The sequence below is a fragment of the Solwaraspora sp. WMMA2059 genome (genome assembly GCF_027497315.1).
Lineage (GTDB): Bacteria > Actinomycetota > Actinomycetes > Mycobacteriales > Micromonosporaceae > Micromonospora_E.
In genome coordinates this window covers 2,468,928-2,492,804 of record NZ_CP114908.1, presented here as the reverse complement: position 1 = coordinate 2,492,804, position 23,877 = coordinate 2,468,928, and the positions used below count along the sequence as shown (strand labels likewise).

The 23,877-nt window shown below is 70.9% G+C and carries 16 protein-coding genes and 1 pseudogene; 6 read left to right on the top strand and 11 right to left on the bottom strand.

Features of this window, described 5'->3' with window-relative positions; all coding sequences use genetic code 11:
* Positions 1-77 precede the first annotated feature (77 nt).
* A complete protein-coding gene (locus O7553_RS11425) occupies positions 78-1,094 on the top strand; it encodes a glucosyl-3-phosphoglycerate synthase (RefSeq protein WP_281554772.1) in 1,017 nt (338 codons plus the stop codon).
* 28 nt (positions 1,095-1,122) lie between these two features.
* Here O7553_RS11425 and O7553_RS11420 read toward each other — a convergent pair whose 3' ends face one another.
* The 3 genes from O7553_RS11420 to O7553_RS11410 all read right to left on the bottom strand — a co-directional run bounded on the left by O7553_RS11420 (position 1,123) and on the right by O7553_RS11410 (position 3,827).
* On the bottom strand, positions 1,123-1,347 hold the full coding sequence (locus O7553_RS11420; RefSeq protein WP_281554771.1) for a hypothetical protein: 225 nt from the start codon (positions 1,345-1,347) through the stop codon (positions 1,123-1,125).
* A 36-nt stretch (positions 1,348-1,383) separates the two neighbouring features.
* Positions 1,384-2,532 carry a SigB/SigF/SigG family RNA polymerase sigma factor gene (locus O7553_RS11415; protein ID WP_281554770.1) on the bottom strand — a complete coding sequence of 383 codons (1,149 nt, stop codon included), beginning with the start codon at positions 2,530-2,532 and terminating at the stop codon, positions 1,384-1,386.
* Between the two features lie 188 nt (positions 2,533-2,720).
* Positions 2,721-3,827, bottom strand: coding sequence for a Vms1/Ankzf1 family peptidyl-tRNA hydrolase (locus O7553_RS11410; RefSeq protein WP_281554769.1), 1,107 nt, complete (start codon positions 3,825-3,827; stop codon positions 2,721-2,723).
* A gap of 153 nt (positions 3,828-3,980) precedes the next feature.
* Here O7553_RS11410 and O7553_RS11405 point away from each other — a divergent pair, with 153 nt between their 5' ends.
* The 4 genes from O7553_RS11405 (at position 3,981) to glgB (ending at position 9,282) form a co-directional block, all read left to right on the top strand.
* A complete protein-coding gene (locus O7553_RS11405; RefSeq protein WP_281554768.1) occupies positions 3,981-4,529 on the top strand; it encodes a hypothetical protein in 549 nt (182 codons plus the stop codon).
* Positions 4,530-4,708: 179 nt separating this feature from the next.
* Complete coding sequence (locus O7553_RS11400) at positions 4,709-5,620, top strand: DMT family transporter (protein WP_281554767.1); 912 nt, start codon at positions 4,709-4,711, stop codon at positions 5,618-5,620.
* Positions 5,621-5,932: 312 nt separating this feature from the next.
* Entirely contained in the window at positions 5,933-7,342 is a 1,410-nt protein-coding gene (locus O7553_RS11395) for a glycosyltransferase family 4 protein (protein ID WP_281554766.1), read from the top strand.
* Entirely contained in the window at positions 7,339-9,282 is a 1,944-nt protein-coding gene (glgB, locus tag O7553_RS11390; RefSeq protein WP_281554765.1) for a 1,4-alpha-glucan branching protein GlgB, read from the top strand. The genes O7553_RS11395 and glgB overlap by 4 nt, the downstream gene beginning before the upstream one ends.
* Before the next feature lie 57 nt (positions 9,283-9,339).
* Here the strand turns inward: glgB and O7553_RS11385 are convergent, their stop codons facing one another.
* From O7553_RS11385 to O7553_RS11365, 5 genes are all read right to left on the bottom strand, one after another.
* Positions 9,340-10,623: a citrate synthase gene (locus O7553_RS11385; protein WP_281554764.1), complete on the bottom strand. Its 1,284-nt coding sequence runs from the start codon at positions 10,621-10,623 to the stop codon at positions 9,340-9,342.
* A gap of 162 nt (positions 10,624-10,785) precedes the next feature.
* Positions 10,786-12,846 carry a sulfatase-like hydrolase/transferase gene (locus O7553_RS11380; RefSeq protein ID WP_281555575.1) on the bottom strand — a complete coding sequence of 687 codons (2,061 nt, stop codon included), beginning with the start codon at positions 12,844-12,846 and terminating at the stop codon, positions 10,786-10,788.
* 67 nt (positions 12,847-12,913) lie between these two features.
* Entirely contained in the window at positions 12,914-14,356 is a 1,443-nt protein-coding gene (locus tag O7553_RS11375; RefSeq protein ID WP_281554763.1) for a methyltransferase, read from the bottom strand.
* A 14-nt stretch (positions 14,357-14,370) separates the two neighbouring features.
* The gene (locus O7553_RS11370) at positions 14,371-14,529 is read right to left on the bottom strand and encodes a hypothetical protein (protein ID WP_281555829.1); all 159 of its coding nucleotides are present in this window, start codon (positions 14,527-14,529) and stop codon (positions 14,371-14,373) included.
* A 371-nt stretch (positions 14,530-14,900) separates the two neighbouring features.
* Positions 14,901-17,201 carry an ATP-binding domain-containing protein gene (locus tag O7553_RS11365; RefSeq protein WP_281555574.1) on the bottom strand — a complete coding sequence of 767 codons (2,301 nt, stop codon included), beginning with the start codon at positions 17,199-17,201 and terminating at the stop codon, positions 14,901-14,903.
* Between the two features lie 454 nt (positions 17,202-17,655).
* Here O7553_RS11365 and O7553_RS11360 point away from each other — a divergent pair.
* Positions 17,656-18,054 (top strand): annotated as a pseudogene (locus O7553_RS11360) (OsmC family protein); the annotation flags it as partial.
* Between the two features lie 110 nt (positions 18,055-18,164).
* Here O7553_RS11360 and O7553_RS11355 read toward each other — a convergent pair.
* The 3 genes from O7553_RS11355 to O7553_RS11345 form a co-directional block, all read right to left on the bottom strand.
* Positions 18,165-20,699 (bottom strand): EAL domain-containing protein, encoded by a 2,535-nt coding sequence (locus O7553_RS11355; protein ID WP_281554761.1) that lies wholly within the window; start codon positions 20,697-20,699, stop codon positions 18,165-18,167.
* A 301-nt stretch (positions 20,700-21,000) separates the two neighbouring features.
* Positions 21,001-22,038, bottom strand: coding sequence for a cobalamin B12-binding domain-containing protein (locus O7553_RS11350; RefSeq protein WP_281554760.1), 1,038 nt, complete (start codon positions 22,036-22,038; stop codon positions 21,001-21,003).
* Positions 22,038-23,816, bottom strand: coding sequence for a SpoIIE family protein phosphatase (locus O7553_RS11345; RefSeq protein ID WP_281554759.1), 1,779 nt, complete (start codon positions 23,814-23,816; stop codon positions 22,038-22,040). Before O7553_RS11345 ends, O7553_RS11350 begins: the two co-directional genes overlap by 1 nt.
* Positions 23,817-23,877 lie beyond the last annotated feature (61 nt).

Genomic DNA, 23,877 nt, shown 5'->3' with positions numbered 1-23,877 from the left:
ACCCCGATCGGACGACGCATACCGCCCGCCGGGTGGGGTAGCCAGCAGCTGATCGAGTGTCGTCACGGGGGTGGATCATGGGGTACGCGCGAACGGCCGTCGCTCCCACGGTTGCGGACTGGACCGCCCGTCGCACCGGGTCGGCGGGCCGGTGGACGCCCTGGGAACTGGCCATGGCCAAGGCCAGGTCCGGCCGACGGGTGAGCGTCGTACTGCCGGCCCGCAACGAGGAGGCCACCGTCGGCGCCATCGTCGAGTCGATCGTCGGGAACCTGGTGGACCGGGTGCCGCTGGTCGACGACGTGTTGGTGGTCGACTCCCGGTCCGACGACAGTACGGCGGCCGTGGCCGCGGCCGCCGGCGCCCGAGTCGTCGGCCAGGACGAGATGACCCGGGGCCTGCCGCGGCTGGAGGGCAAGGGCGACGCGCTCTGGGCCGGGCTGGCCGCCGCCGACGGGGATCTGATCGCCTTCGTCGACGCCGACCTGCGGGAGTTTCAGCCTGCCTTCGTGACCGGGCTGCTCGGCCCGCTGCTCACCGACGAGTCGGTCAGCTTCGTCAAGGGTTTCTACCACCGGCCGCTGGTCCGGTCGAGCGACGTCGAGGCGGATGCCGGTGGCCGGGTCACGGAGATCATGGCCCGGCCGCTGTTCAATCTCTTCTGGCCGGACCTGTCGGGATTCGTCCAGCCGTTGGCCGGCGAATACGCCGGCCGACGCGACGTGCTGGAGCAGATCCCGTTCGTCTCCGGCTACGGGGTGGAGACCGCGATGCTGATCGACCTGCTCGACGTCTGTGGGCTGGACTCCCTGGCCCAGGTCGACCTCGGCGAGCGGCGGCACCGGCACCAGAGCACCGAGGCGTTGGGACGGATGTCCGCCCAGATCCTGTTGACCGCCTGGTCGCGGCTCTACCGCAAGGGCTGGGTGATCTCGGAACGTCCGCCCGGCGGTCTACTCACCCAGTTCCGCCGCGGCGAGGCCGAGGCACTGAGCAATCTGGAACGCGAGGTCGTCGTCAGCGACGTGTCGGTCCAGGAACGGCCCCCGCTGGGCCAGCACCGGCGGGCGCTGGCAACCGCGGCTGCCGGCTGACGCCGAGCCCGGCCGGACCGCCGACCGGCTATTTGCTTCCCGCGCTCGGCTTGGTGGCGTGGAACACGATCAGACCGACCACCAACCCGACCAGTGCGATGGCACCGGAGTTCGATGTGTCGTCCCCGGCTCCGGAGAGGCCGAAGGCGAACGTTCCCGCGCCTGCGACGATCGCTGCGACCAGGCGGTTTCCACGTTGCTTCACGGTCGGCACGCTATCGGCGCCGGTGACGCCGCCGGCACCGGCCGGCACGGGTTCCCCCGATCGAGGTGACCAGCGGGACGCGGCTCAGGCCACGGCGAACAGCGGTGCCAGGCCGGCCACGGTCAGGCTGCGTCGCACGTAGGGCTGCGGCCGGACGAACCGTAGCCGTACCGCCGCGCGGCGGGCGGCCTCGTGGCTGGCCAGCAACGCGGCGATGCCGGCGGCGTCGACAAAGCCGACGCCGTCCAGGTCGACCAGGACCTCGGCGTCGCTGCCGGCGGCCCGCACCGCGTCGACCAGTCCGGCGCGGACCCGTTCGGCTGCCTCCCGGTCGAGTTCGCCGGTCAGGCCGATCTCGGTTCGGCCGTCAACGCGGTGCACGGAGATGGTGAGCGCGGCGTCGGTCGGCTCCGGCTGGGCGATCCCGGACTCCCACCGGGGCGGGGCGTCGGTCAGCATCGCCTGGCGCAGCCAGGTCAAGGTCCGGGACAGCAGCCGGGAGACATGCATCTGGGAGATGCCGAACTCGGCGGCGATGTCCGACTGGGTGTAGTTGCCGTAGAAGCGCATGGCGAGGATCCGGCGTTCCCGAGCCGGCAGCCGGTAGAGCAGCCCGCTGACCGTGAGCCGGTCGTCGACGGACTCCAGGTCGGCGTCGAGGGCGCCGAACATGTCGCCCAGCTCGGCGGGTCCGTCGTCGCCGACCGGCCCGTTCAGCGACGCGGGCGTGTAGCCGGCGGCGGATTCCAGGGCCGCGAGGATGTCCTCTTCGGAGGTGTCCAGCCGCTCGGCGAGTTCGGCGACGGTCGGCGACCGGGACAGCTCGCTGGTCAGCACCGCGGTCGCCTGGCTCACCTCGATGGTGAGGTCCTGCAGCCGGCGGGGCACGTGCACACCCCAGGTCCGGTCCCGGAAGTGGCGTTTGATCTCTCCGGTGATGGTCACCGCCGCGTAGGCGGTGAACGAGCCGCGGTCCGGGTCGTAGCGGTCCACGGCCTTGACCAGCCCGAGCCGGGCGACCTGCTCAAGATCCTCCAGCGGCTCGCCGCGGCCGCGGTAGCGTCGGGCCAGCCGACCGGCGAACGGCAGGGCCAGTTGGACGAGCTCCTCCCGCAGGTCCCGGCGCCGGCTCTCAGCCTGGTCGGCGAACCGGGCCGCGTAGGACAGAGCTGCTCCGTCGAGGTCCTCCAGCGCGTGTTCCGAACGAGTTACCGTACGCCTTTGTCCGGACATTTCGCCCCTCCCCGGTGATCCGGCCCTGAGCTCCGCATTCCGGCACATTGATCGGGTCGCGAGTCCGGTGCGGCACCGGACTCGACGCCCTCACTAAGCCGGACCCTACTGGCAGTGACGACGCCAGCCGATCCGAATGCCATGAAAATTCCACGCCGAGGACGGCGTCCGACGCACCGGCCGTGCGTTCAACTGGTGACCGGATCGGAATACCGCAGCACGGCGCCGACCCCGCCATCCAGATCAGCGTCACCGGGCCCGACCAGCACCAGATCGGCGTCGGTGGCCGCCAGTGCGCGCAGCAGCGCCGCGTCGGCGCGGACCTCGCAGGGCTCGTCCACCGCCATGACGGCCAGGTCGGCCGGATCCAGGGCGATCTGGGTCGGCTCCGGACCGATCCAGACCCGCTGGGTCGAGGAGGGGTCATCGACCAGCAGCAGCGTGTCGACCTGAGCCCGCTGCAGCGCGTCGACCACGGCGGGCAGACCATCGCCCCGGCCCTGTTGCGCGCCGTAGCGGTCCAGTGCCCGGTCGGTGTGCTCGGCGGCCACCGCGGCGATGGCCTGGATGGTGGCCTCGGTCAACGGCTCGGGATCGGCACCCACCGCGCGCGACCCGGCATCGGTCTGCACCGTACGCGACTGCCAGCGTCTCGGTAGTTGGCCGACCAGAAGTTGGCGTGCGTCCGGGTCGCCGGCGACCACCAGCGCCTCGGCCCCGATCTGGTCGGCCAGCGCTGCCGTCGCCGCGGCGCTGGCACCGGCGTTGCGCCGCCACGACACCTCGGCCGCCCGCTGGAACCGGGCCTGGGACCAGGCCCCTGGTTTCACCTTGCGGATCGGGTGGGCGGCCGGGCCGTCGACGCCGGCCTGCCGGGGCAGCCCGCCGGCGCTGACCGCGTCGATTTCGGCCCCGGTGCGACTAACCAGTACCCGCAGCCAACTGATCTCCTCGCCCCGCTGAGCGACCAGCGGCATCGCGTGCGGCAGCGGGCCGACCGTGGCGAGGTCACGCTGGGGCGGTGCCGGCAGATAGTTGTGCAGCACCACCTCGCCGCTGGCGGCGCTGAGCGCGAGACCGTACTCACCGGTGCGGGGCACATGCCGGGTCACCGCCGCGCCGAGCGCCGCGACCGACGCCGGATCGGCGCCCTGCTGGTCCAACTGATCACGCAGCGCCCGCCAGCGCAGTTCGAGCGCGTCCACCGCGTCCTCGGTGTCGTGTGAGGCGTCCAGGTATACCGACGCCCACGGTCCGGGCCGGGCGTAGAGCGGCCGCAGGAAGGACAGATCCATGACGTACCCCCCTCTCTCCACCGGCATACCCGGACAGCTCGACTAATCACCTCAAATCAACCACCACCTCCCCCATGAACCCATTCATTCACGGCATTCACTCGACTATCTCGATACAATGCGTGAACAAACACAAACATTGGGTGGTGATGGATGGATCCCGAACTGTTCCCTGAGCGAGCCGTCCACCGGCCCGGGCCGATCATCACCGGACACGTGGTCCGTCTGGTCGGCGGCTACTCCCGGCCGATCAAAATCGGTCAGCCCGTCCTGATCGGAGTACTCGCGGCGGCCGGGGTGATCCGAGCACTCGGGGCGGCGCTCGCCTCGGTCCGCCTGGCCGGAAGCGGCTCCACCGCCGCTCGCCGCAAGTGGAAGGAACTGCGCAACGGGCCGGAGTTCCTGGTGACCCCCCTGCACATCCGGGACACCACCGGGGTGCTGTGCGAGATGGAGATCCACGGACATGTGCCGCAGAGCGCCCTTGACCCGGCCGACCACGTGCAGGTGACGGTACGCCGACAGAAGGACCCCGAGCTGCCACCCAGGGTGGAACGCATCGTCAACCTCACCACCGGCCAGTTCCTCACCCCACGGACCCCGACCGTCTGGTCGCACCTCGGTCCGGCGCTGCTGTTCCAGGCGGTCCTCGGGCTCCTCTTCCTGGTCGCACTCGCCGGGCTGGTCGTCATACTGGCCTGACCGTTTGTGGCCACCACCCGGAGATCCACTCCGGTTCCGTCCTCCGCCTGACGGAGGAACCCCGGCACCGGGGTACTTCGTGAGACGGAGACAACTGCCCCCCGACGGGGTGAGGGTGACGGGCGTCGGGTGAGGGATCATGGGACGATGACGCGCCAAGGGTGCCGACGGGCCCGGTCGTGACCGACTTACTGATCTCCGTGGCCTTCGCTGTCGCCTCCGCCGGCGCGTACGCCCTCGGCGCCGTGGTCCAGGAACGGCTCGCCGTCCGGCTCGGGGCCCAGACCCCCTGGCGGGCGATCGTCCGGGCGCTGCTCCGGGCCCGGCGCTGGTGGCTGTCGGTGGCGCTGAACGCTGCCGGCGCGCTGCTGCACGTTGCGGCGCTCGCGTACGGCCCGCTGTCGGTGGTACAGCCGCTCGGTGTCCTGACCCTCGTGCTGGCCCTGCCGATCGGCGCCGCGTTCACCGCCCGGCGGGTCGCCGCCCGGCAGTGGGTCGGGGCTGCGGCGACCGTGCTCGGTCTGCTCCTGCTACTCACCCTGACAGTGCCGGGCAGCGGCGACGGGATGACCGCAGCGGACGGCACCGTCCTGATCGTGGCCAGCGCCGTCGTGCTCACCGCGATGATCGCCGGCACTGCGGCGCTGCGGCGCCCGGTGCCCCGCAGCCTGCTCTACGCCACCGGCGCCGGCGTCGCGTTCGCCGTCGCATCCGCGCTGACCCACGCGGTGACCCGCGAGTACGCCGAGCACTCAGTGGCCGCCCTGATCGGCCCGACCGTGCCGGCCATCGCCGCGATGGCCATCGCCGGGGTGCTGCTGTCACAGCTCGCCTACCGCGGCGGCGGCCTTGGCGCGCCGCTGGCCACGGTCACCCTGGCCAACCCGGTCGCGTCAGCGGTGATCGGGGTGGCGCTGTTCGGGGAACGCTTCGCTGACGGGCCGCTCGCTATGGTGCTGCTGGTGAGCGCCTGCGGCACCGCCGGTGTCGGGATCCTGCTGCTGGCACCGCCGACCGCAGCGACCGACACCGCCGACCCGATGGACCCGGTCTCCGACCGGCCGCGTCCGCTGGCGCTCTGCCGCCGCTGACCGCCGGCCGGCCGGGCATCAGGGGCACCGGCGACCCGAGGTCGAGTGTCTTCGGTCACCTCCGGTACCTACAGGATGCGAATCCGGTCGGGATGTCGTTTCCTTGAGTACGGCGGCACCACGCACCGCAGCGTGGCAGCCCACCCGCCACCGGCCGTCGGCCACCTCTTCTCAACCGCGCCACGGCCATCGGCCACCGCTCGACCTCGTCGCGCAGCACCAGATCACCGCCGCAACACCCTCTCACCGCCTGTCCTGCCGTCACCGGCGCCGGCGCACCCGCACCTGTTCGAATGAATGGAGAAGATCGCGATGCCCCTGCGGGTCGGCGACCAGTTCGCCAACGCACTGGTCACTCAGGACGGCCTGTGCCGTCCGGTCCCGACGTCCCGACCGCACCCCCCGCTGCCGGCCGGCGGTGACGCCGCCGACGGACGCCGACGGATCCTGATGCTGTCCTGGGAGTACCCGCCGGTGCTGGTGGGCGGACTGGGCCGGCACGTGCACGCCCTCTCCGTCGCCCTGGCCAACGCCGGCCACGAGGTCACCGTCGTCACCCGCCACGCCACCGGCGCCCCCCTCGAGGAATACGCCGACGGCGTCCGCATCATCCGCGCCGCCGAGGACCCACCCCTGTTCCCCCTGGCCACCCCCAGCCTCCTCGCCTGGACCATGGCCTTCAACCACACCCTCACCCGCGCCGCACTCCGCGCCACCCAGACCGCCGAATACGACGTCATCCACGCCCACGACTGGCTCGTCACCCACACCGCCGTCACCCTCAAGGAACACCTCGACATCCCCCTCGTCGCCACCATCCACGCCACCGAGGCCGGCCGCCACCAGGGCTGGCTCCCCGACGAGATGAACAAGTCCATCCACTCCATCGAACACTGGCTCGGCCACGAGTCGTGCCGGGTGATCACCTGCTCGGCGTACATGCGCGACGAGGTGCTGAGCCTGTTCGGGGTGCGCCCGGACCGGGTCGACGTGGTCGCCAACGGAGTGGACGCCCGCCGCTGGCAGGTGCCGACGGACGCGGTCACCGCCGCCCGGGCACGGTTCGCCGGCGACGGGCCGCTGGTGTCGTTCGTCGGCCGGCTGGTCTACGAAAAGGGCGTCCAGCACCTGATCGCCGCGCTGCCCCGGCTGCGCCGTCAGCACCCCAACCTGCGGCTGGTGATCGCTGGCGACGGACCGTACCGCTCCGAACTGGAGGCCGACATCGACCGGCTCGGGCTATGCGACGCCGTCACGCTGCCCGGCTTCCTCGGCGGCACCGACCTGCCGGCCCTGATGGCGGCGTCGGACTGCTTCGCGGTGCCCAGCGTCTACGAGCCATTCGGCATGGTGGCGTTGGAGGGCGCTGCAGCCGGCGCGCCGCTGGCTGTGTCGGCCACCGGCGGGCTCGCCGAGATCGTCGAACCCCGGGTCACCGGAATGACCTTCCAGCCGAAGGACCCGGACGGACTGGCCGACGCCGTCGGCGCCCTGCTGGCCGACACGACGCTGGCCCGGCAGGTTGCCCGGCGGGCCCGCCGGATGGTCCACGACCAGTACGGCTGGGCTGCGATCGCGCACCGCACCGCGGTGACCTACTCCGCCGCGATCGTCCAGTCCTCGGCGTTCGCCACCGAACGGGCAGCCGCCCGAATGGCGCAGGGACAGGCCACTATCGTCATCCCGGACGGAAACCTCCTCGCCGGCGCGGGGAGCAGATGACCGCTACCCGGGAGGCTGCCCTGACCGAGACGATCGGCGACATCGACCTGCACCTGTTCGCCGAAGGACGCCACGAACAACTGTGGCGGATGCTCGGCGCCCACCCGCAGCCCGGCGGATGCCGGTTCGCGGTGTGGGCGCCGAACGCCCGCCGGGTCCGGGTGATCGGCGACGGTCCCGGCTGGGGCCCGTACGACGGCCAGGAGTTGGACCGGCTCGAATCCGGTGGCGTGTGGGCCGGTTTCGTGCCGGGCGTCGTCGCCGGACAGCGCTACAAGTACCGCGTCCAGGGGTGCGACGGCTCCTGGGCGGACCGGGCCGACCCGATGGCGCAGGCCACCGAGGTGCCGCCCCGGACGGCCTCGGTGGTGTACCAGTCCGGGTACGTCTGGCAGGACGCGGACTGGTTGCGCAACCGGCGGGGTGACCACCACGCCCGGCCGATGTCCGTCTACGAGGTGCACCTCGGCTCGTGGCGCCCCGGGCTCAGCTACCGGGAACTGGCCGACCAACTGGTCTCCTACGTGTCGGACCTGGGCTTCACCCACGTCGAGTTGATGCCGGTGATGGAGCATCCGTTCGGCGGCTCCTGGGGGTACCAGGTGACCGGCTACTACGCGCCGACCTCCCGGTTCGGCACCCCGGATGACTTCCGGCATCTGGTCGACCGGCTGCACGGCGCGGGTATCGGAGTCCTGCTGGACTGGGTGCCGGCGCACTTCCCCCGCGATGCCTGGGCCCTGGCCCGGTTCGACGGCACCGCGCTGTACGAACATCCGGATCCGCGCCGTGGCGAGCACCCTGACTGGGGCAGCCTGATCTTCGACTATGGCCGGCGGGAGGTACGCAACTTCCTCGTCGCCAACGCCCTGTACTGGCTGGAGGAGTTCCACGTTGACGGGCTGCGGGTCGACGCGGTCGCCTCGATGCTGTACCTGGACTATTCGCGGGGGCCGGGCCAGTGGCTGCCCAACGACTCCGGCGGCAACGCCCACACCGAGGCGATCGAGTTGCTCAAGGAGCTCAACGCGACCGCGTACCGGCTCAATCCGGGCGTCGTGATGATCGCGGAGGAGTCCACCGCCTGGCCGGGGGTCACCAGACCCACCGACTGGGGCGGGCTCGGCTTCGGGCTCAAGTGGAACATGGGCTGGATGCACGACACGCTGAGCTACCTCGCCCGCGATCCGGTGCACCGCAGCCACCACCACGACGAGATGACCTGGCCGGCGGCGTACGCACACACCGAGCAGTTCCTGCTGCCGATCAGTCACGACGAGGTGGTGCATGGCAAGGGCTCACTGACCGCGAAGCTGCCCGGCGACCGGTGGCAGCGGCTGGCCGGGCTACGCGGGCTGCTTGCCTACATGTGGGCGTTCCCCGGCAAGCAACTGCTGTTCATGGGCAGTGAACTGGCCGACGAGCAGGAGTGGAGCGAGCAGCGCGGGCTCGACTGGTCACTGGCCGCAGACCCGGCGGCCGGCGGGGTTCTCAATCTGCTCCGGGACCTGAACGCGGTCTACCGGCAGTGCCCGGCGTTGTGGGAGCTGGACGTGACACCGGGCGGATTCGGGTGGATCGACCACACCGACCGGCAGGCCAACGTCGTCTCGTTCCTCCGGCGCGCCCGCGACGGTAGCGTCCTGGCCTGCGTGGTCAATTTCTCCGGGGTGCCCCGGCACGGATACCGGATCGGACTGCCGCAGCCCGGCCGCTGGCAGGAGACGATCAACACCGATGCCGAGTGGTATGGCGGATCGAACGTCGGCAACCTCGGGGCCGTCGTGGCTGACGGTGCGCCACTGCACGGTCAGCCGGTGTCCGCTGGGCTGCAGGTCGGGCCGTTCGCCATGGTCTGGCTGCGCCCGGACCCGGTGGCGCGGACCGACGGCGGTGGCGGCCGACCAGCGACCGAGACGGCCGAGACGCGCGCCGGCTGACAGTCCGACGCCGTCGGCGGGGGCGCCTGCGAGCGCAGGCGCCCCCGCCGACGAGGTTCAGCGCTGGCCGACCGGGACGAACTGACGCTCCTGCGGACCGACGTAGAGCTGTCGGGGCCGGCCGATCTTGTTGGTCGGGTCGGCGATCATCTCCCGCCACTGTGCGATCCAACCGGGCAGTCGGCCCAGGGCGAACAGCACGGTGAACATCTTCGGTGGGAAACCCATCGCCTTGTAGATCAGCCCGGTGTAGAAGTCCACGTTCGGGTAGAGCCTGCGGGAGACAAAGAAGTCGTCGGCGAGCGCGATCTCCTCCAGCCGCATCGCGATGTCCAGCAACGGGTCCGGTTTGTCCAGCCGGCCCAGCACGTCCTGCGCCGCCTGCTTGACGATGGCCGCCCGCGGGTCGTAGTTCTTGTAGACCCGATGGCCGAAGCCCATCAGCTTGACGCCGGCCTCCTTGTTCTTGACCCGCCGGACGAAGTCCTGCACGTCGCCGCCGGAGGCGTGGATCTCCTGCAGCATCTCCAGCACCGCCTGGTTCGCACCGCCATGCAGCGGGCCGAACAACGCGTTGACCCCGGCCGAGACCGAGGCGAACAGGTTGGCGTTGCTGGAGCCGACCAGCCGCACCGTTGACGTCGAGCAGTTCTGCTCGTGATCGGCGTGCAGCACGAACAACATGTCCAGCACCTGCGCGATGACCGGGTCGGCCTGGTACTCGGTGGCCGGCACACCGAACGTCATCCGCAGGAAGTTCTCCACGTAGCCGAGCGCGTTGTCCGGGTAGAGCAGCGGCTGGCCGATCGACTTCTTGTACGCGTACGAGGCGATGGTCGGCACCTTGGCCATCAACCGCACCGTGGAAATTTCGACGTGGTCGGTGTCGAACGGGTCCAGGCTGTCCTGGTAGAAGGTTGACAGGGCGCTCACCGCAGAGGAGAGCACCGCCATCGGGTGCGCGTCGCGGGGAAAGCCGTCGAAGAACCGACGCATCTCCTCGTGCAGCAGCGTGTGCAGCCGAATCTGCTCACTGAAAGCAGCCAGCTCATCACTGGTCGGCAACTCACCGTAGATGAGCAGGTAGCTGACCTCAAGGAAGGACGCCTTGCCGGCCAGTTGGTCGATGGGGTAGCCCCGGTAGCGCAGAATCCCGGCATCGCCGTCGATGTAGGTGATCGCCGACGCACAGGAGGCGGTGTTGACGTAGCCCGGGTCGAACGTGACGTGACCGGTCTCCTTCAGCAGCGCCCCGACCTCGATCCCGGGCGGACCTTCGATGGCCGGCTGCACCGGCATCGACAGTTGGCCACCGGGATGGTCCAGCTTCACATCCGTCATATGGTCCCTCACTTCGCCGGCAGATCTTCGTCGAGTGCCTCATTTCTTACCGTAATCCTGCGGTGGTGCGCTGCCGCAGCGAGCAGGTGAGGGTGAGGGATGCGTCACCCGATCCGGTGGTCGGACACCACGAAATACTCCAGAAACGGATGAAAGCACCAGTCAGTCAGTGCGCCGCCGCAGCTCGGTACCGGCATCGACCACCTCGAAGATCTCCACCCGGTTGTCGCCGGAGCGCCACAGCGACTCGTCGGTGATCAGTGCGGCGAACCGCCGCCCCTCGGCGTCGGGGGCCAGTGCCGGCACCACAGTGGCGATCCGCCCGTTCACCGCCACCGCGAGCGGAGCGCCGGTCGCCACCTGGTCGGGCAGCTCGCCGTACGCCAGCGCAGGCAGGTTGCCGCTTGCCGGGTCGACGTCGGTGTAACTGCTCTCGTTGCTGACGGTGGCGCGAATGCCGTCGTCGGTGACCGGCAGCTCGACGACCGGGCGACCGACCAGCTCCGGCACCAGCGGCGCGGGTAACGGCGGACCGGCCTGGCCGGTGGTCAGGGCGGTGTACGTCGCCGGGCCCGGCACCGTCACCGGCTCACCCGGAACGTCCCGGAACTGCTTGTCCACCCGTTCCCGGGGCGGGCAGGTGCCGCATCGGCCGTCGACCTCGAACGGCAGGTCGATGTCCGCGTGCGCCGCGATGGTCGGCAGCAGGTCGACGTGCTCCCAGTTGCGGTCGTCGACCCGACCCGTCTGCTGGCCCGGCTCCTTGACGAAGGTCGGCACCCACAGCACCTCGGCCGGTGCGGCCCGCACCGCACCCATGCCCCGCCCCTGCTCCCCAAGGGTGAAGCTCACCCCGTGGTCGGCGGTGACGACCAGCAGCGCGTCGTCGTAGCGGCCGCTCGACCGCAACGCCGCCAGGGTCTGCCCGATCAGGCCGTCGGTGTAGCCGAGCTGGGCCAGGTGCCGCTGACGGGCCAGCTCCACCCAGCCGGCGCCTTCGTTCGGGAAGTCCTCGGGAGCCTCGTAGCGGACACCGGACGGCAGGTAGCTCCACGGTGCGTGCGGCATCAGCAGGTGGAGAAAATGCAGCGTTGGCCCCTGGTCCGGGGTGGCCAGGCCGTCGAGGAACGTGGTGAACCGGGCTGGTTGGTTGTCGTCGAGGGCGTCGAACCGGAATCTGGGGTCGGTCGGGGCGTCGGCGCCGACCAGGGCCGCGCCGGTGAGCCCGGCGTCGCGGCGGGTCGGCTCGCGGAAACTCGCCGTCGGGTCGTCATGGCTCTCCACCGGCGACAGGATCTGGCCGAGCAGGGCGGCGGTCTCCTGGAACAGCACCGGCAGGGCCGCCGTGGTGGGCTCCGCCTCGCAGCGACTCGGCGCGCAGAGCTCGGTAATGCTCTCCTGCGCCCGTATCTGGTAGGTACCGCCGAGCGCGCTGAACAGGTTGTCCGGATGCTGGGAGTAGTGCGGTGCCACTTCGCGTTCGGGGTACCGGCCGGACAGCATCGCCGGCAGCGCGTACGGGGTCCAGCCACTGACCGCGGTGGCGTTGCGGTACCAGGTCGAACCGGCGGCCAGCTCGGCGAAGTGCGGGTAGCGTTCGGCGTCGATCCGCCCGTCTGGGCCGAGCAGCGACAACAGCGGCAGCTCGTCGAGGATCAGCACCACCACCGGCGGGTGTCTGCCGTCGCCGGTGGCCGTGCCAGGCCCGGCGCTGGTCTGCTCGCTGCCGAGCACTACCGCCGAGGCCGGCGAGGTGAACACGAACAGCACCACGAAGACCGCTGGTCCGACAGCAGCCAGCCGCAGCAGCTGTCCCAGCCCAAGCCAGCGCCGGTAGGCCCAGGTCACGGCCACGCCGGTCAGCAGCGCGGCGGCCAGCAGCGGCAGGCCTCGGACCGGCAACAGGTGCTTGCCGACCTGTACCGCCAGGGCTACCAGCAGCAGCCCGACCGTCACCAGGTGAACGGTCCGGCGGACCGACGGACCGGCCAGCCCGATCAGCGCGCCGGGCAACCAGCACACCAGCGGCGGTACGACCACGTAGAACGCCACCAGCAGCAGGATCTCGGCCGTCCCGGCACCGTGGAAGAGGAAAAAGTCCGGGCTGCGCCCGACGACATCCAGCAACGGCTGCGCAACGACCAGGCCGCACAGTGCGACGATCTCGAGCAGCCGACGCAGCTCCGTCGACCTGCGGGTAGGCGGGGCCGGGTCGGCTGACAACGGACGGGAATCGGCGGACGGCGGGCCGGCCGGGGCCGGTACCGCCGCAGCGGTACCGGGCTCCGAGTCAGCCACGCGGGATCCCGGCGTACAACGTCCGGGTGCCGGACGGGAGTTCCTCCCGCCGGGTGATCTCGTACCGTTCGGCGAGCAGCCGCTCGAACTCCGCCCGGTGGTAGTCGGGGAAGAGCCCGGCGGGCTTGTTGGCAAGCAGTTGCCGGGCCATCGGGTCGTCCGGGTGGACGAACTCGATGATCATCTGGCCGGTGCCGCCGCCGGCCGGCAGCAGACCGGTCAGCCAGTCCAAGACCCTTGGCAGCGGCACGTTGCGCCCGATCGCCAGGTGGTGGATGACCGCCAGGGCAAGCACCGTGTCCGCCCGGGCCCGGGCGGTAAACGACGTACGCTCGTTGCCGGCCCAGCCACCGCCGGGCGACGGGTCGGCGAGGTCCATCAGGATCGGCAGGATCCGCCGCTGCCCGTCGGCGCGCAGCCGCCGGTACAGGTGGTCGACGACCGCCGGGTCGCTTTCCACGGCCACCACCTGCTCGGCGTGGGCGGCGGCGATCCGGGAGTACGTGCCGTCGTTGGCACCGAGGTCGAACACTGTCCCCGGGCGGTGTGCGGCGAGTTCGGCGTCGACGAAGGTGGTCTTCGCCGTGCGGTCGGCGTCGGAGTAGGTACAGGTCTGCTGGTAGTCGACCCAGTGACTGCCCGGCGGCGCCCAGTCCAGGCGGTCCACCAGCTTGGCGACGGCCCGGACCGTGGCCCGGACGAGCTCGGTGGAGAAGCCGGCGTCGCGGATCTCCGCCCGCACCGATCCGGTACTGGCCGAGGCGTGCCGGGTCTGCATCGCGTCGTGCAGGTGGACGTGCTTGAAAACACCGGCCCGCCACCGCCGGGCACCGCGGAACAGCCGCCGCATCTGACCCGACTCGATGCCGTCGATGCGCGACCGCAGCAACGGTTGGAAGTCCAGTCCCAGATGCGCCTGCAGCATCAACGGGTAGAGCATGGTCTGGCAGAACTGCCGGTAGCCGGCCCAGGGTTCGCCAGTGGCGGCCGGCTGGAACGAGCCCACGTCGATGAAGACCGGGTCGGCGCCGCGCCACTGCAGGTTGTACGCCGAGCCGTCGGTCATGGTGACCCCGTCGGCGAGCGCCGCCTCCAGCACTTCCAGATGCAGCCGGGCGGCGTCGCGCAGTTGGGCGAAGGACCACTCGTAGGGGTAGGACACGAACGGCACCCGCTCGTGTCGCAGCACCGTCGTCCACCGGTCGGCGACCGTTGCGGGCAGGTCTCCCGGCTCGACGGCCTTGGTGGCGACGACCTTGCCGGCAGCCATCAGCGGCGCCAGGAAGGCGCTGTCCCGGACTGCCGCCCAGTCACTCGCAGCCTGGGGTCCCAGGCCGCGGAGCACCGCGCCGTCGGCGTAGAAGACTTGGTTGTCCGGGTCCCGGAACGAGCCGGGCTCGTCACGGAGGGTCGAGGTGGTCGATTCGGAGATCATCGGTGCCGGGCCGCTCAGTCCTTCTTGGTGGGCTGCTTACGGAACCGGCTGACCAGCCGGCGCCAGTAGAGCTTGGTCGCGACGACCACGCCGGCGGCGCCAGCCACCACCGCTTGAACGATCAGGCTGCCAGAACCGGCATCCAGGTAGGCCAGGTAATCCACGCCGGCCACCTCCCAACTGTGTCGAGTTTCGTGCGGTGCGTCTGTCAACTGCGGCCCGGACAGGGGCCGACGTCACCGAAGGTTGTCTGACACGCCATCTTACGGACAGCTGCCGTACACCACCCTACGCGGCCGACCCCGTGGACACCGCCAGCCCCACCGGCACCCCGCCCCCCGACGATCGGAAACGGACCCGAGGTTGTCTGGTTTTGGCGATATTTGTCGCTCCTATGACCAACGGCGCGTCCGGCTCGTCCACAGCTGGTGGACAAGCCGGACGCACCGCCCGGGTCAGATAACGGTTCAGCAACGGCCGCGGTCGCTCTCCCCCTCCACCGGACAGCGCCCGGGACCGCGCCACAGCCGGCCTGCTAGCCGATCTACTCGCCAGCGCCGCCGGAGCCGACCGCGCCGAGAATCGACGGGAGCTCCCCGGGGTACAGCACCGCCAGCCGCGCGGTAGCCCGGGTCAGCGCCACGTACAGATCGTTGCGGCCCCGTGGCGAGTCAGCGACGATCGCGGCGGGATCCACCACCACGACCGAGTCGAACTCCAACCCTTTGACCTGCGCGACGGTCAACACCACCACGGGCGACTCGAGGTCGGGCTGCTCACCGGACGCGACCCGGTCAACTGCCCCCCGTACCTGCTCCACCAACCCGTCGTGCCGGCCGGCCGGCACGATCACCCCGAGCCGCCCGTCGCCGACTGTGGACAGTTCCGCCCGGATCAGCTCGACCAGCCCGTCGACGAGCTGGCCGGCCCGGGGCACCCGCTCCCACCGAACCGGCACGCCCGACTCGCGGACCGCCCGGGGCACCGAGGCGGCGGGATCGATGGCGCCGAGCACCCGACCAGCCACCGCCAGGATCTCGGCCGGAGTGCGGTAGCTCACCGTCAGCTCGGCCAGCCTCCAGCGGTCCGCCACGTACGGCCGCAGCAGCTGCGCCCAGGACTCCGCGCCGGCCAACGCCCCGGTCTGGGCCACATCCCCGACGATTGTCATCGACCGGTTCGGGCAGCGGCGCATCAGCAGGCGCCACGCCATGGCGGACAGTTCCTGGGCCTCGTCGACGACGACGTGGCCGAAGGTCCAGGTACGGTCCGCCGCCGCCCGTTCGGCAGCCGTCCGGTGGTCACCAGCCACCTGCCGGGTCGCCAGCGCCTCGGCGTCGAGCAGGTCGGTCGCGCCGAGGATCTCCGGCTCCGCCTCGTCCTCCACGTCGATGGACTCCGACCCGCGCAGCACGTCCAACGCTCCCTCGGCGTACTCGAGCCGCTGGCGGCGCTGAGCCTCGGCGAGCGCCTGCTGGGCGCTGTCGTCGACACCGAGCAACTCGGCTGCCTCGTCGAGCAGCGGTACGTCCGCCGGCGACCAGCCACCGCCGGGGGCGCGCCGGAGCGCGTCGCGTTCGGCGGAACCGAGGTCGGGGGCGGCGGCCGCGAGCCGCTCGGGCGAGGCGAAGAGGTCGGTGAGCAGTCGCTGCGGGGTCAGCACCGGCCAGAACCGGTCCAGGACCGACCGCAGCGCCGGGTCGGCGCGCAGTTCCCGTCGGATCTCCGCGAGGTCCGCCTCGGCCAGCACCTGCGGATCACCGGGAGCGTCGTCGCCACCGAGCGGATCGTCCGCGTACGGGTCGATGCCGATCTGGTCGGCGATCTGGTCAGCCAACGCGTGCACGATCTCGGTGTCGAACAGTGGGCGGGCCAGGTTGTGCAGCCGTCCCGACCGGCGGGTACGTTCGCGCGCGTCGGCGCAGATCTGCGCGGTGATCCGCAGCTGGTGGCCGTCCACGTCGACCAGCACCGGCTCGTCCGGCACCTCCTGCCGGTCCCGGATCGCGGCCGCCACCACTTCCGCCATCGCCGCCCGACCCTTGATCTCCGCGACCCGGTCCGGTTCGGTCCGGGTCGCACGCACCCCGGGATACAGCTCTCCGAGGGTACGCAACAGCACCCCGGTCTCGGCCAACGACGGCAGGACCTGAGCGATGTACCGTAGGAAGGTCGCGTTCGGCCCGACCACCAGCACACCCCGGCTGGACAGCTCTCGGCGGTGGGTGTAGAGCAGGTACGCGGCGCGGTGCAGCGCGACGGCGGTCTTACCGGTACCCGGGCCTCCCTGGACCACCAGCGCCCCGTCCACCGGTGCCCGAATGATCTCATCCTGTTCGGCCTGGATGGTCTGGACGATGTCCTTCATCCGCCCGGTCCGACCCGCGGTGATCGCGGCGAACAGCGCCGCCTCACCGGTCAGCGTGCTCGTCCGGTGGTCCCGGGCGAGTTCCAGATCGAGCAGCTCGTCGTCGATCGCGGTGACGGTCCGCAGCCGGCTGCGGATGTGCCTCCGGCGGCGGACACCGTCCGGCGCCGCGGCGGTCGCCAGGTAGAAGGGTCGGGCGGCCGGGGCCCGCCAGTCGATCAACAACGGCTCATAATCGCCCTGTTCGTCGAAGAGCCCGATCCGGCCGATGTAGCGGTGTCCCTCGTCGGTCAGATCGAGCCGACCGAAACACAGTCCGTTCTCCACTGCGCTGTACTGCGCTATCCGTTCGGTGTGCAGTGCTACCGTGGCCTCGCGTTCGGAGCGCGCCTGCGGCGTGCCACCGGTCTGCCGGAGCGCGGTCGCGAGCCGCCGTTGCGCCATCCCCCGCAGAGAGTCCAGCTGTTCATGCAGCATGGTGACGTACTGCTGCTCCGCGGCGAGATCGGCGGCCCGGTCCAGTTCCTCGGGCCGGTCGGTGTCGGTGACGGTCTGATCCACACCGTTGATGTTGTCACGCCCGGGTGCCTGCACCGCACTTGACAAGTGTGCCCCCTTGTTGTTAGCCGCGATTGTCAGACGCCGCAGAGGCGTCTTCTTTCTTGTGAGGATGCGTTGACGAAGCACATCGCCGACGAGGACGCATCGCTGACGGAACCACGTCGCTGACGAAGACATCTCGCTGACGAGAGCACCTTCGTTGGCGGAACGTCAACGATAGCCGCTGGTCGTCGCCACCGTCTTCCTCGCTTGCCTGGCCTCGCCGCCGGCCCGATCTCGGTGCTGCCGACCGGTTCGCCAGGCGACCGCCCGTGTTTCGCCGGTTCACCCACGGGTACGCACCCGCCGGGCAGGACGCGGAGGAGGCGTGATGGGTGCTTCGGAACCCTGGGTTCACCAGGCTTCGGCAACCGCCGAGGCGGGTCGGGTCCGCACCGACGACGGCGAGTTCTCCAGCCGGCTCGCCTCCCCTTTGGCGCCGCACGGCGGCGGCCTCACCCCGGAGCAGTTGCTGGCTGCAGCGTTCGCGTCCTGCCTGCACCACGCGGCGGTCGAGGCGGCCTCCGAGATCACCGACGAGTCGCACACCGTCGAGGTGCACGCCGAGACCCGGCTACGACGCGACCCCGACGGCCGGTACCGCGCCGACGTGCGGGCCAGCGTCGCCTCCTGCGGGCTGACCGTCGAGCAGCTTTCCGCCCTGGCCCGACGGGCCGACCTACTCTGGCCGTTCTCCGGACAGGACGGCGCGCGGCACACCGTCGACGTCGTCGCCGCCAGAGCGGACGACGACCGCGCCGCAGCAGAGCACCACCATCCAGTCGGCAGTGGCGGCAACCCGGTCCGGACGCCGCCGCGTTGACCAGATCCGACTCACCGTCACCCTGATCCGGCCCGACGCAGCCGCGGCATCCGGACGATGTTCGCTCCCGGATGCAGGCTCGGGGCGAGCGCGCCAACGACCCCGTCTCGGCCAAGGCGCAGCATCGCGACCAGTTCGTCGACGTTGGCGGCGGCCGGACCGAACAGACTGCCCTGACCTGCGGCGCAGCCCAGCTCCCACAGCGTCCGTCGCTGTCCCGTGGTGGACACCCCGTTGGCGACCACGGTGTGTGCGAGGTCGCGGCCCAGGCCGACCAGTGACCGCAGCGCGGCAGGCGAGTTCTCCGGTACGGCGAGCAGCCGATGGTCGACCTTCACCAGGTGCACTGGAATGCGGAGCAGCGCGGAGAGCGGCGCGTCGGAGGTGCCGAATCCGGCGAACGCGATCCGCACCCCGTCGTCATGCAACTGGTGCAGGGCACTCAGCGCCATGTCCGGGCAGCTGATCCCGGTCGTCTCGGTGAGTTCGACGATCAGCTGGTCGGCTGGCACGCGGTGCGCATCCAACTGGTGCCGCACGTCGGCGGGGAACCCGGTATCCAGCAGGCTCCGCGCGGAGATGCCGATGGACACGGGGAGCTCGAAGCCGGCGTCCCGTAGCAGCCGGGTGGCGGCGAGCGTCCGGTCGAACATCCCCCGGGTGAACTCGGCGAGCCAGCCGGAGCGCTCGACCAGCGCGAGTATCCCGGCCGCCGGCTGGTCACCGAGGTCGGCGTTGCCCCACCGCACCACCGCCTCGGCGGCGACCGCCGACCCGCTGCCGAGATCGACGATCGGGTCGAAGCCGACCGCGTAGTGGTGACCGGCCAGCGCGGCGGGGAGCTCCCCGCGCAGGGCCAGCCGGTCCGGGTCAGCGGTGTCCCGACTACGGTCGTACCTGGTCAGCCCGCGGCCGCTCTCCTTGGCCTGGTACATCGCGACGTCCGCCCGCCGCAACAGTTCCTCGGTGCTGGCGTTGCCGTCCGCCGTGGCCAGTCCGGCGCTGGCCCGAAGGCTGATCCGGATCCCGTTGAGATCCATCGGGTCATGCAGCACCTGCAGGATCCGTGCCGCTTGGTGCTCGGCGCGGGCCGGTGCCGCGTGTCCGGTGAGCAGAATGGCGAACTCGTCGCCACCCAGCCGGGCCACAAGGTTACCGGCGGCCGCCCGGTCCAGTCGTCGGGCGACCTCCACCAGAACCTGGTCGCCAGCGGAGTGCCCGAGCGTGTCGTTGACCTCTTTGAAATGATCGAGATCGATCAGCGTCAGGGCGGTACGCGGCAGGCTGTGCCGGTCGGCCAAGGTGGCGGTGAGTCGTTCCCGCAGGTGTCGACGGTTGGCCAGGCCGGTCAGCGGATCATGGGTGGCGTCGTGCTCGTGCCGGGCCGCAAGGTCGATCACCTGTGCGTAGGCGATGGCGTTGCGGATCGCGGTGGTCAGCGCCGCGCCGAAGGTACGCAACGTGTAGCGCTCGCGGTCGGACAGACCCGCGCCGGCGAGGGCGAGCCGCAGCGCACCGGCGGCCCACTCGGTGCCACCGGTGGCGCCGAGCGGCACCGTCACCAGGTCACCACCGACACCGGGCACCGCATGATCGGCCGGACCGTCGTACCGTAGGCCGTGCTCATCGCCCCGCACCAGGCGTCGCTGCGGGCCGTGCTGGAACTCGATCTCGACGGTTCGGGCCGAGAAGAGCCGCGCGGCTCCGGACGACGCGGTGCGCAGTACCGCGTCGAGGTCCACACTGTTGAGGGCGTCGGTGGTCTCGGCCAACTGCCGCCAGGCAGACCGTTCCTCAGCCAGATGCAGCCGCCGTCGAAAGCTCGAGTGCAGCAGCAGGACCGCCAACGGGGTGGCCACCAGCAGGCGTGCGTCGACCGCCACCACCACCACCGTGGCCAGGGCGAGCAGCAACGTGGCGACCTTCACACCGGCCCGCATCCGAGCGCCCCGGCGCACCACCCGCCGCCAGGACGTCCGGTCGGCAAGCGCGACCACCGGCACCGGCAGCGTCTCGTCGACCACCGCGTAGGCCAGCGCCGCGACGCAGAGCGAGACGACGGTGACCGTCCAGGAGCGGGTGAGGTGGCTGGTGCCGCCCAGCACCGGCACGAGACCGGCCCACATCGCGGCTGCCGCCGCGGCCAGCGCGCCGATCGATTCCTTAGCCGTGGCAAACGCCACCTTGACCGGCGTGGACCGGGCGACGGAACGCCCGACGGCCACGCCTACGGCCGTGCACACGACGACCCAGTGCGCCGGCAGCACCGCGACCGACACCAGCACCGCGGCGCTGGTCGGCGAGATGCCCTGCGGGGTTCGGATCCGGATCGGTACGGTGCAGCCACTCGCGACAGCGACGAGGCTGGTGAGCACCAGGGGGTAGTAGAGGGCGGGGAGGCTGGGCGGTGCGCCGATCCCGGACACCGCCCATGCCATCGCCACCAGACCACAGCAGACGATGAGCCCGACGAGCGGCGTCAGCCGCCGATCCACCCCGTCGCCACGCACCGTTGCCGTCGCCTCACTTCCCGCCTGGACAGCTTCATCCACATGAGCCTCGCGTCAGCGTCTCATAACTCACCGTCCATCGAACAGGTCCGGGATCACAGCCAATCGTTGTCACGCATGTCGCCACCCCCTCAGTCCCCTGGGATACACCCGAAGGATAGGGAAGATAAGTTGCGCTTGGTATAGCTAAATGTCTTTTGCGCCAGTACGCGATTATTATTGCGTTAATTACTTTGCGCCCGTTTTTGGGAACAGTCGGTGAACACGTTCGCGACTAGTGCCCCGCAAAGGGGACAGACCGATCAACTGCCAGCCACCGAATCCGCCGACCCCGCCAGTGAAATCAGCTTGGATCGCAGGGGTCAAGGGCTCGCCGGCCGTCGAGCAGAAATTGATAGGCCCGAGGAAAGTCGCGCAATGTACTCGCGAATGCACTCAGAGTACGTCGTACCCCGATCACCGGGACGCCGCGGGACCCGAGTATCTCGGCCGTCCAGTCGACGGCATCGACGAACAGCGTGGAGTCGTCCATGTAGACCGCGGCGGAGAGGAAGTCCACCAGGTGACCGAGATCGACGATCGTCGCGTCCCACTGCCCGGTGGTGTAGCCGGCCGTCGACGGTTCCCGGTGCCGCAGATCGTCCAGCGCGACGTCGATGATCTCGGCGCGCCGGCTCACCAGCCCGGCGTACTCCTCACCGCCGAGCCGGCTGGTCGCCCGGACGGTCCGGGCCAGGTCACCGTCGGAGTCGGCGAGCAGGTCCGCCGCGGCACGGGCGTCCGGAGCCCACGCAACCCCCATTGCCCGGGCCCACCGGCCGTCGGGTCCGAAGCCCCGGCCGCCGACCAGGACCGGCACGTCGGCCCGCTGGCAGGCCTGGACGGTGCGATGCGCCTGCGGTAGACGCATCGGCAACGCGCAGGCCAGTGCCACCGCCACCGGGTCGTGCCGGTGCAGATAGGTCATCAGGTGCACGGCCGGCACACTTGCGCCCAGGAAGGTGACCTGCCAGCCACGCAGCCGCAGGACCTCGGCGACCAGTCGGGGAGGCAACGCGTGCCACTCCCCGTCCATGCAGGCCACGATCACCCTGCCCCGGTGTGGCCGGGGCGCGGCCCGGGTAGTGACCGCGGCGACCATCAACTCACTGATGTGCGTCGCTGCATGCTCCTGGGCCACCGACCACTCGTTGCGCTGCCACCATCGGCCGACCTGGACCTGGGCCGGCGCGATCAGATCCAGCAGTACCGATTCGGCCGGGACCCCGGCCGCCAGCAGTTCGTCGGCCAACGCCAGCGCGGCGACCTCGTCTGCGGCCGCCAGGCAGGCCAGCAGTGCCGGGTACGCGCCACCTACCTCGACAGGTGTCGGTGCGGCCACTACCGGCGGTTCTCCCGCCGTGGGTCGGGCGCCACGGGCACATGCCGGTCCCGCTGCCGGTGGCCAGGCGGATCGGCGCGCACCGCGAGCACGGCGATGTCGTCGTGCTCGCGGCCGGCCAGCCAGTCCCCCGCCAACTGCTCCACCCGTTCGGCGAGTGCCGGCGCCGGCATCTGATGACACCCCTGCAGCGCCTGCGTGAGTCGGTCGAGACCGTACTGCTCGGTACCGTACCGCCCGCCACGGGCCTCGGTGACCCCGTCGCTGTAGAGCAGGCACGTCTCACCGGGCGCGAGGTCGACGGTCAACTGGCCGATCCTCGGCTGCGGGACCACGCCGATCAGCATGCCGCTGAGCGGCACCGTCTGCACCGTCGCGTCGCCGCGCAGCACCAACGGCGGAAGGTGACCACCGCCGGCCAGGGTGAGCGTCAGACCACCGTCGCGGGCCGGACGGGCCGACCCGAGCACCATCGTCGCGAACCGGCCCTGCCCCTGGGCCTGAGTCGTCTCCAGGACCGACTCGTTGAGCAGCCGGAGCAGTCGTCTCGGATCGGTCTCGACACTACGCAGCGCCTGCAGCGCCTGGCGTACCTGGCCGGTGAACACCGCCGCTTCAACGCCCTTCCCGGAGACGTCGCCGAGAAAGAACAGCACCCCGCGCTCGGGCAGGTCGAATGCGCCGTAGAAGTCGCCGCCGATACGCAGCGACGACGGGGCCGGCCGGTACGCGGTGCCCCACTGCACACCCGGCACCCGTCGGGGCACCGCCGGCAACAGGCTAGCCTGCAGGGTCTCCGCGACTTCCGACTGGTGGCGGTAGAGCACCGCGGCGTCGAGGGCGGAGCCGGCGCGGGCGGCAAACCCCCGCAACAGGTGCAGGTCGGCGTCGTCGAACCCGACCGGACCAGGTCGGGCGACCAGCAGCACACCGGTCGGATGCGTGCTGCCCGGCAGGGCGGCGACCCGTACGGCGAAATCCCGGCCCGGCGGCGGGAACAGCCAACCCAGGTCGACGAGTTGCTCGGCAAGCCAGTCCAGGGACGTCACCTCGACGCCACGCAACGCCTCGGTGAACGCCGGTGGCAACTCGTCCACCGCGATCGTGCCGCCGTCGACCGGTGGTTTCCCACCGGTACCCGGGTCGCTGGCCCGCCACCAACTGGCGCGACCACGGTGAGGTGCGACCACCAGCACCGCGAACTGTCCGAGCGTTGGCACCGCGAGCCGCACGGCGGCCCGAGCCGCCCGGTCCTCATGCAGTGGGTTGCCGAGTTGCTGGCTCGCGTTGGCCAGGAACATCCAGCGGGCCCGCTCGGCGAGCAAAGCGTCGGCGCGCGCGGTGCGCTCGGTCGTATCATCGACATACCAGGCGATCCGGTCGTGCGCCAGGGGAACCCGGCGCAACCGCAGCCGATGCCCGTGGTGAGTCAGCTCAGCGGTAGAGGAGGTGTCGAAGGTAGCCAGGTCCAGCCCGGCGATGCCGCTGGCGGAGGCCGCCTGCCCAAGAACCAGCTCCGGCAGCAGCCGTCGGGCGGTGGCGTCCAGCTGCCGGACCACCCCGGCACCGTCGCAGATCAGCAGCCCTTCGCGGAAGTTGTCGACGGTGGCCTGACCGGGCGGTCCACCGGGGGTCGCGGTGGACGGCTCCCCGTGCCGCAGTCGCGGGTCAGCCGTGGCACCGAACGGGACAGCTCCGGAAGGCCCCGTCGCCGTCGACTCGGGTGTACAGACCCGCCCATCGCCCGGTTCCCGGTCCGTGACTTCGGCGGTGCTCACCAGCCAGGCCTCACTCCCTTGTCCCGGTCGACCGGCCCGGACAGGCGCACCGGGACCGTTG

Excerpts from the sequence above, each read along its gene's own strand:
- O7553_RS11365 (WP_281555574.1), bottom strand. The coding sequence starts at position 17,201 with ATGCTGCATGAACAGCTGGACTCTCTGCGGGGGATGGCGCAACGGCGG.
- O7553_RS11405 (WP_281554768.1), top strand. The coding sequence starts at position 3,981 with ATGGATCCCGAACTGTTCCCTGAGCGAGCCGTCCACCGGCCCGGGCCG.
- O7553_RS11410 (WP_281554769.1), bottom strand. The coding sequence starts at position 3,827 with ATGGATCTGTCCTTCCTGCGGCCGCTCTACGCCCGGCCCGGACCGTGG.
- O7553_RS11395 (WP_281554766.1), top strand. The coding sequence starts at position 5,933 with ATGCCCCTGCGGGTCGGCGACCAGTTCGCCAACGCACTGGTCACTCAG.
- O7553_RS11375 (WP_281554763.1), bottom strand. The coding sequence starts at position 14,356 with ATGATCTCCGAATCGACCACCTCGACCCTCCGTGACGAGCCCGGCTCG.
- glgB (WP_281554765.1), top strand. The coding sequence starts at position 7,339 with ATGACCGCTACCCGGGAGGCTGCCCTGACCGAGACGATCGGCGACATC.
- O7553_RS11415 (WP_281554770.1), bottom strand. The coding sequence starts at position 2,532 with ATGTCCGGACAAAGGCGTACGGTAACTCGTTCGGAACACGCGCTGGAG.
- O7553_RS11385 (WP_281554764.1), bottom strand. The coding sequence starts at position 10,623 with ATGACGGATGTGAAGCTGGACCATCCCGGTGGCCAACTGTCGATGCCG.
- O7553_RS11425 (WP_281554772.1), top strand. The coding sequence starts at position 78 with ATGGGGTACGCGCGAACGGCCGTCGCTCCCACGGTTGCGGACTGGACC.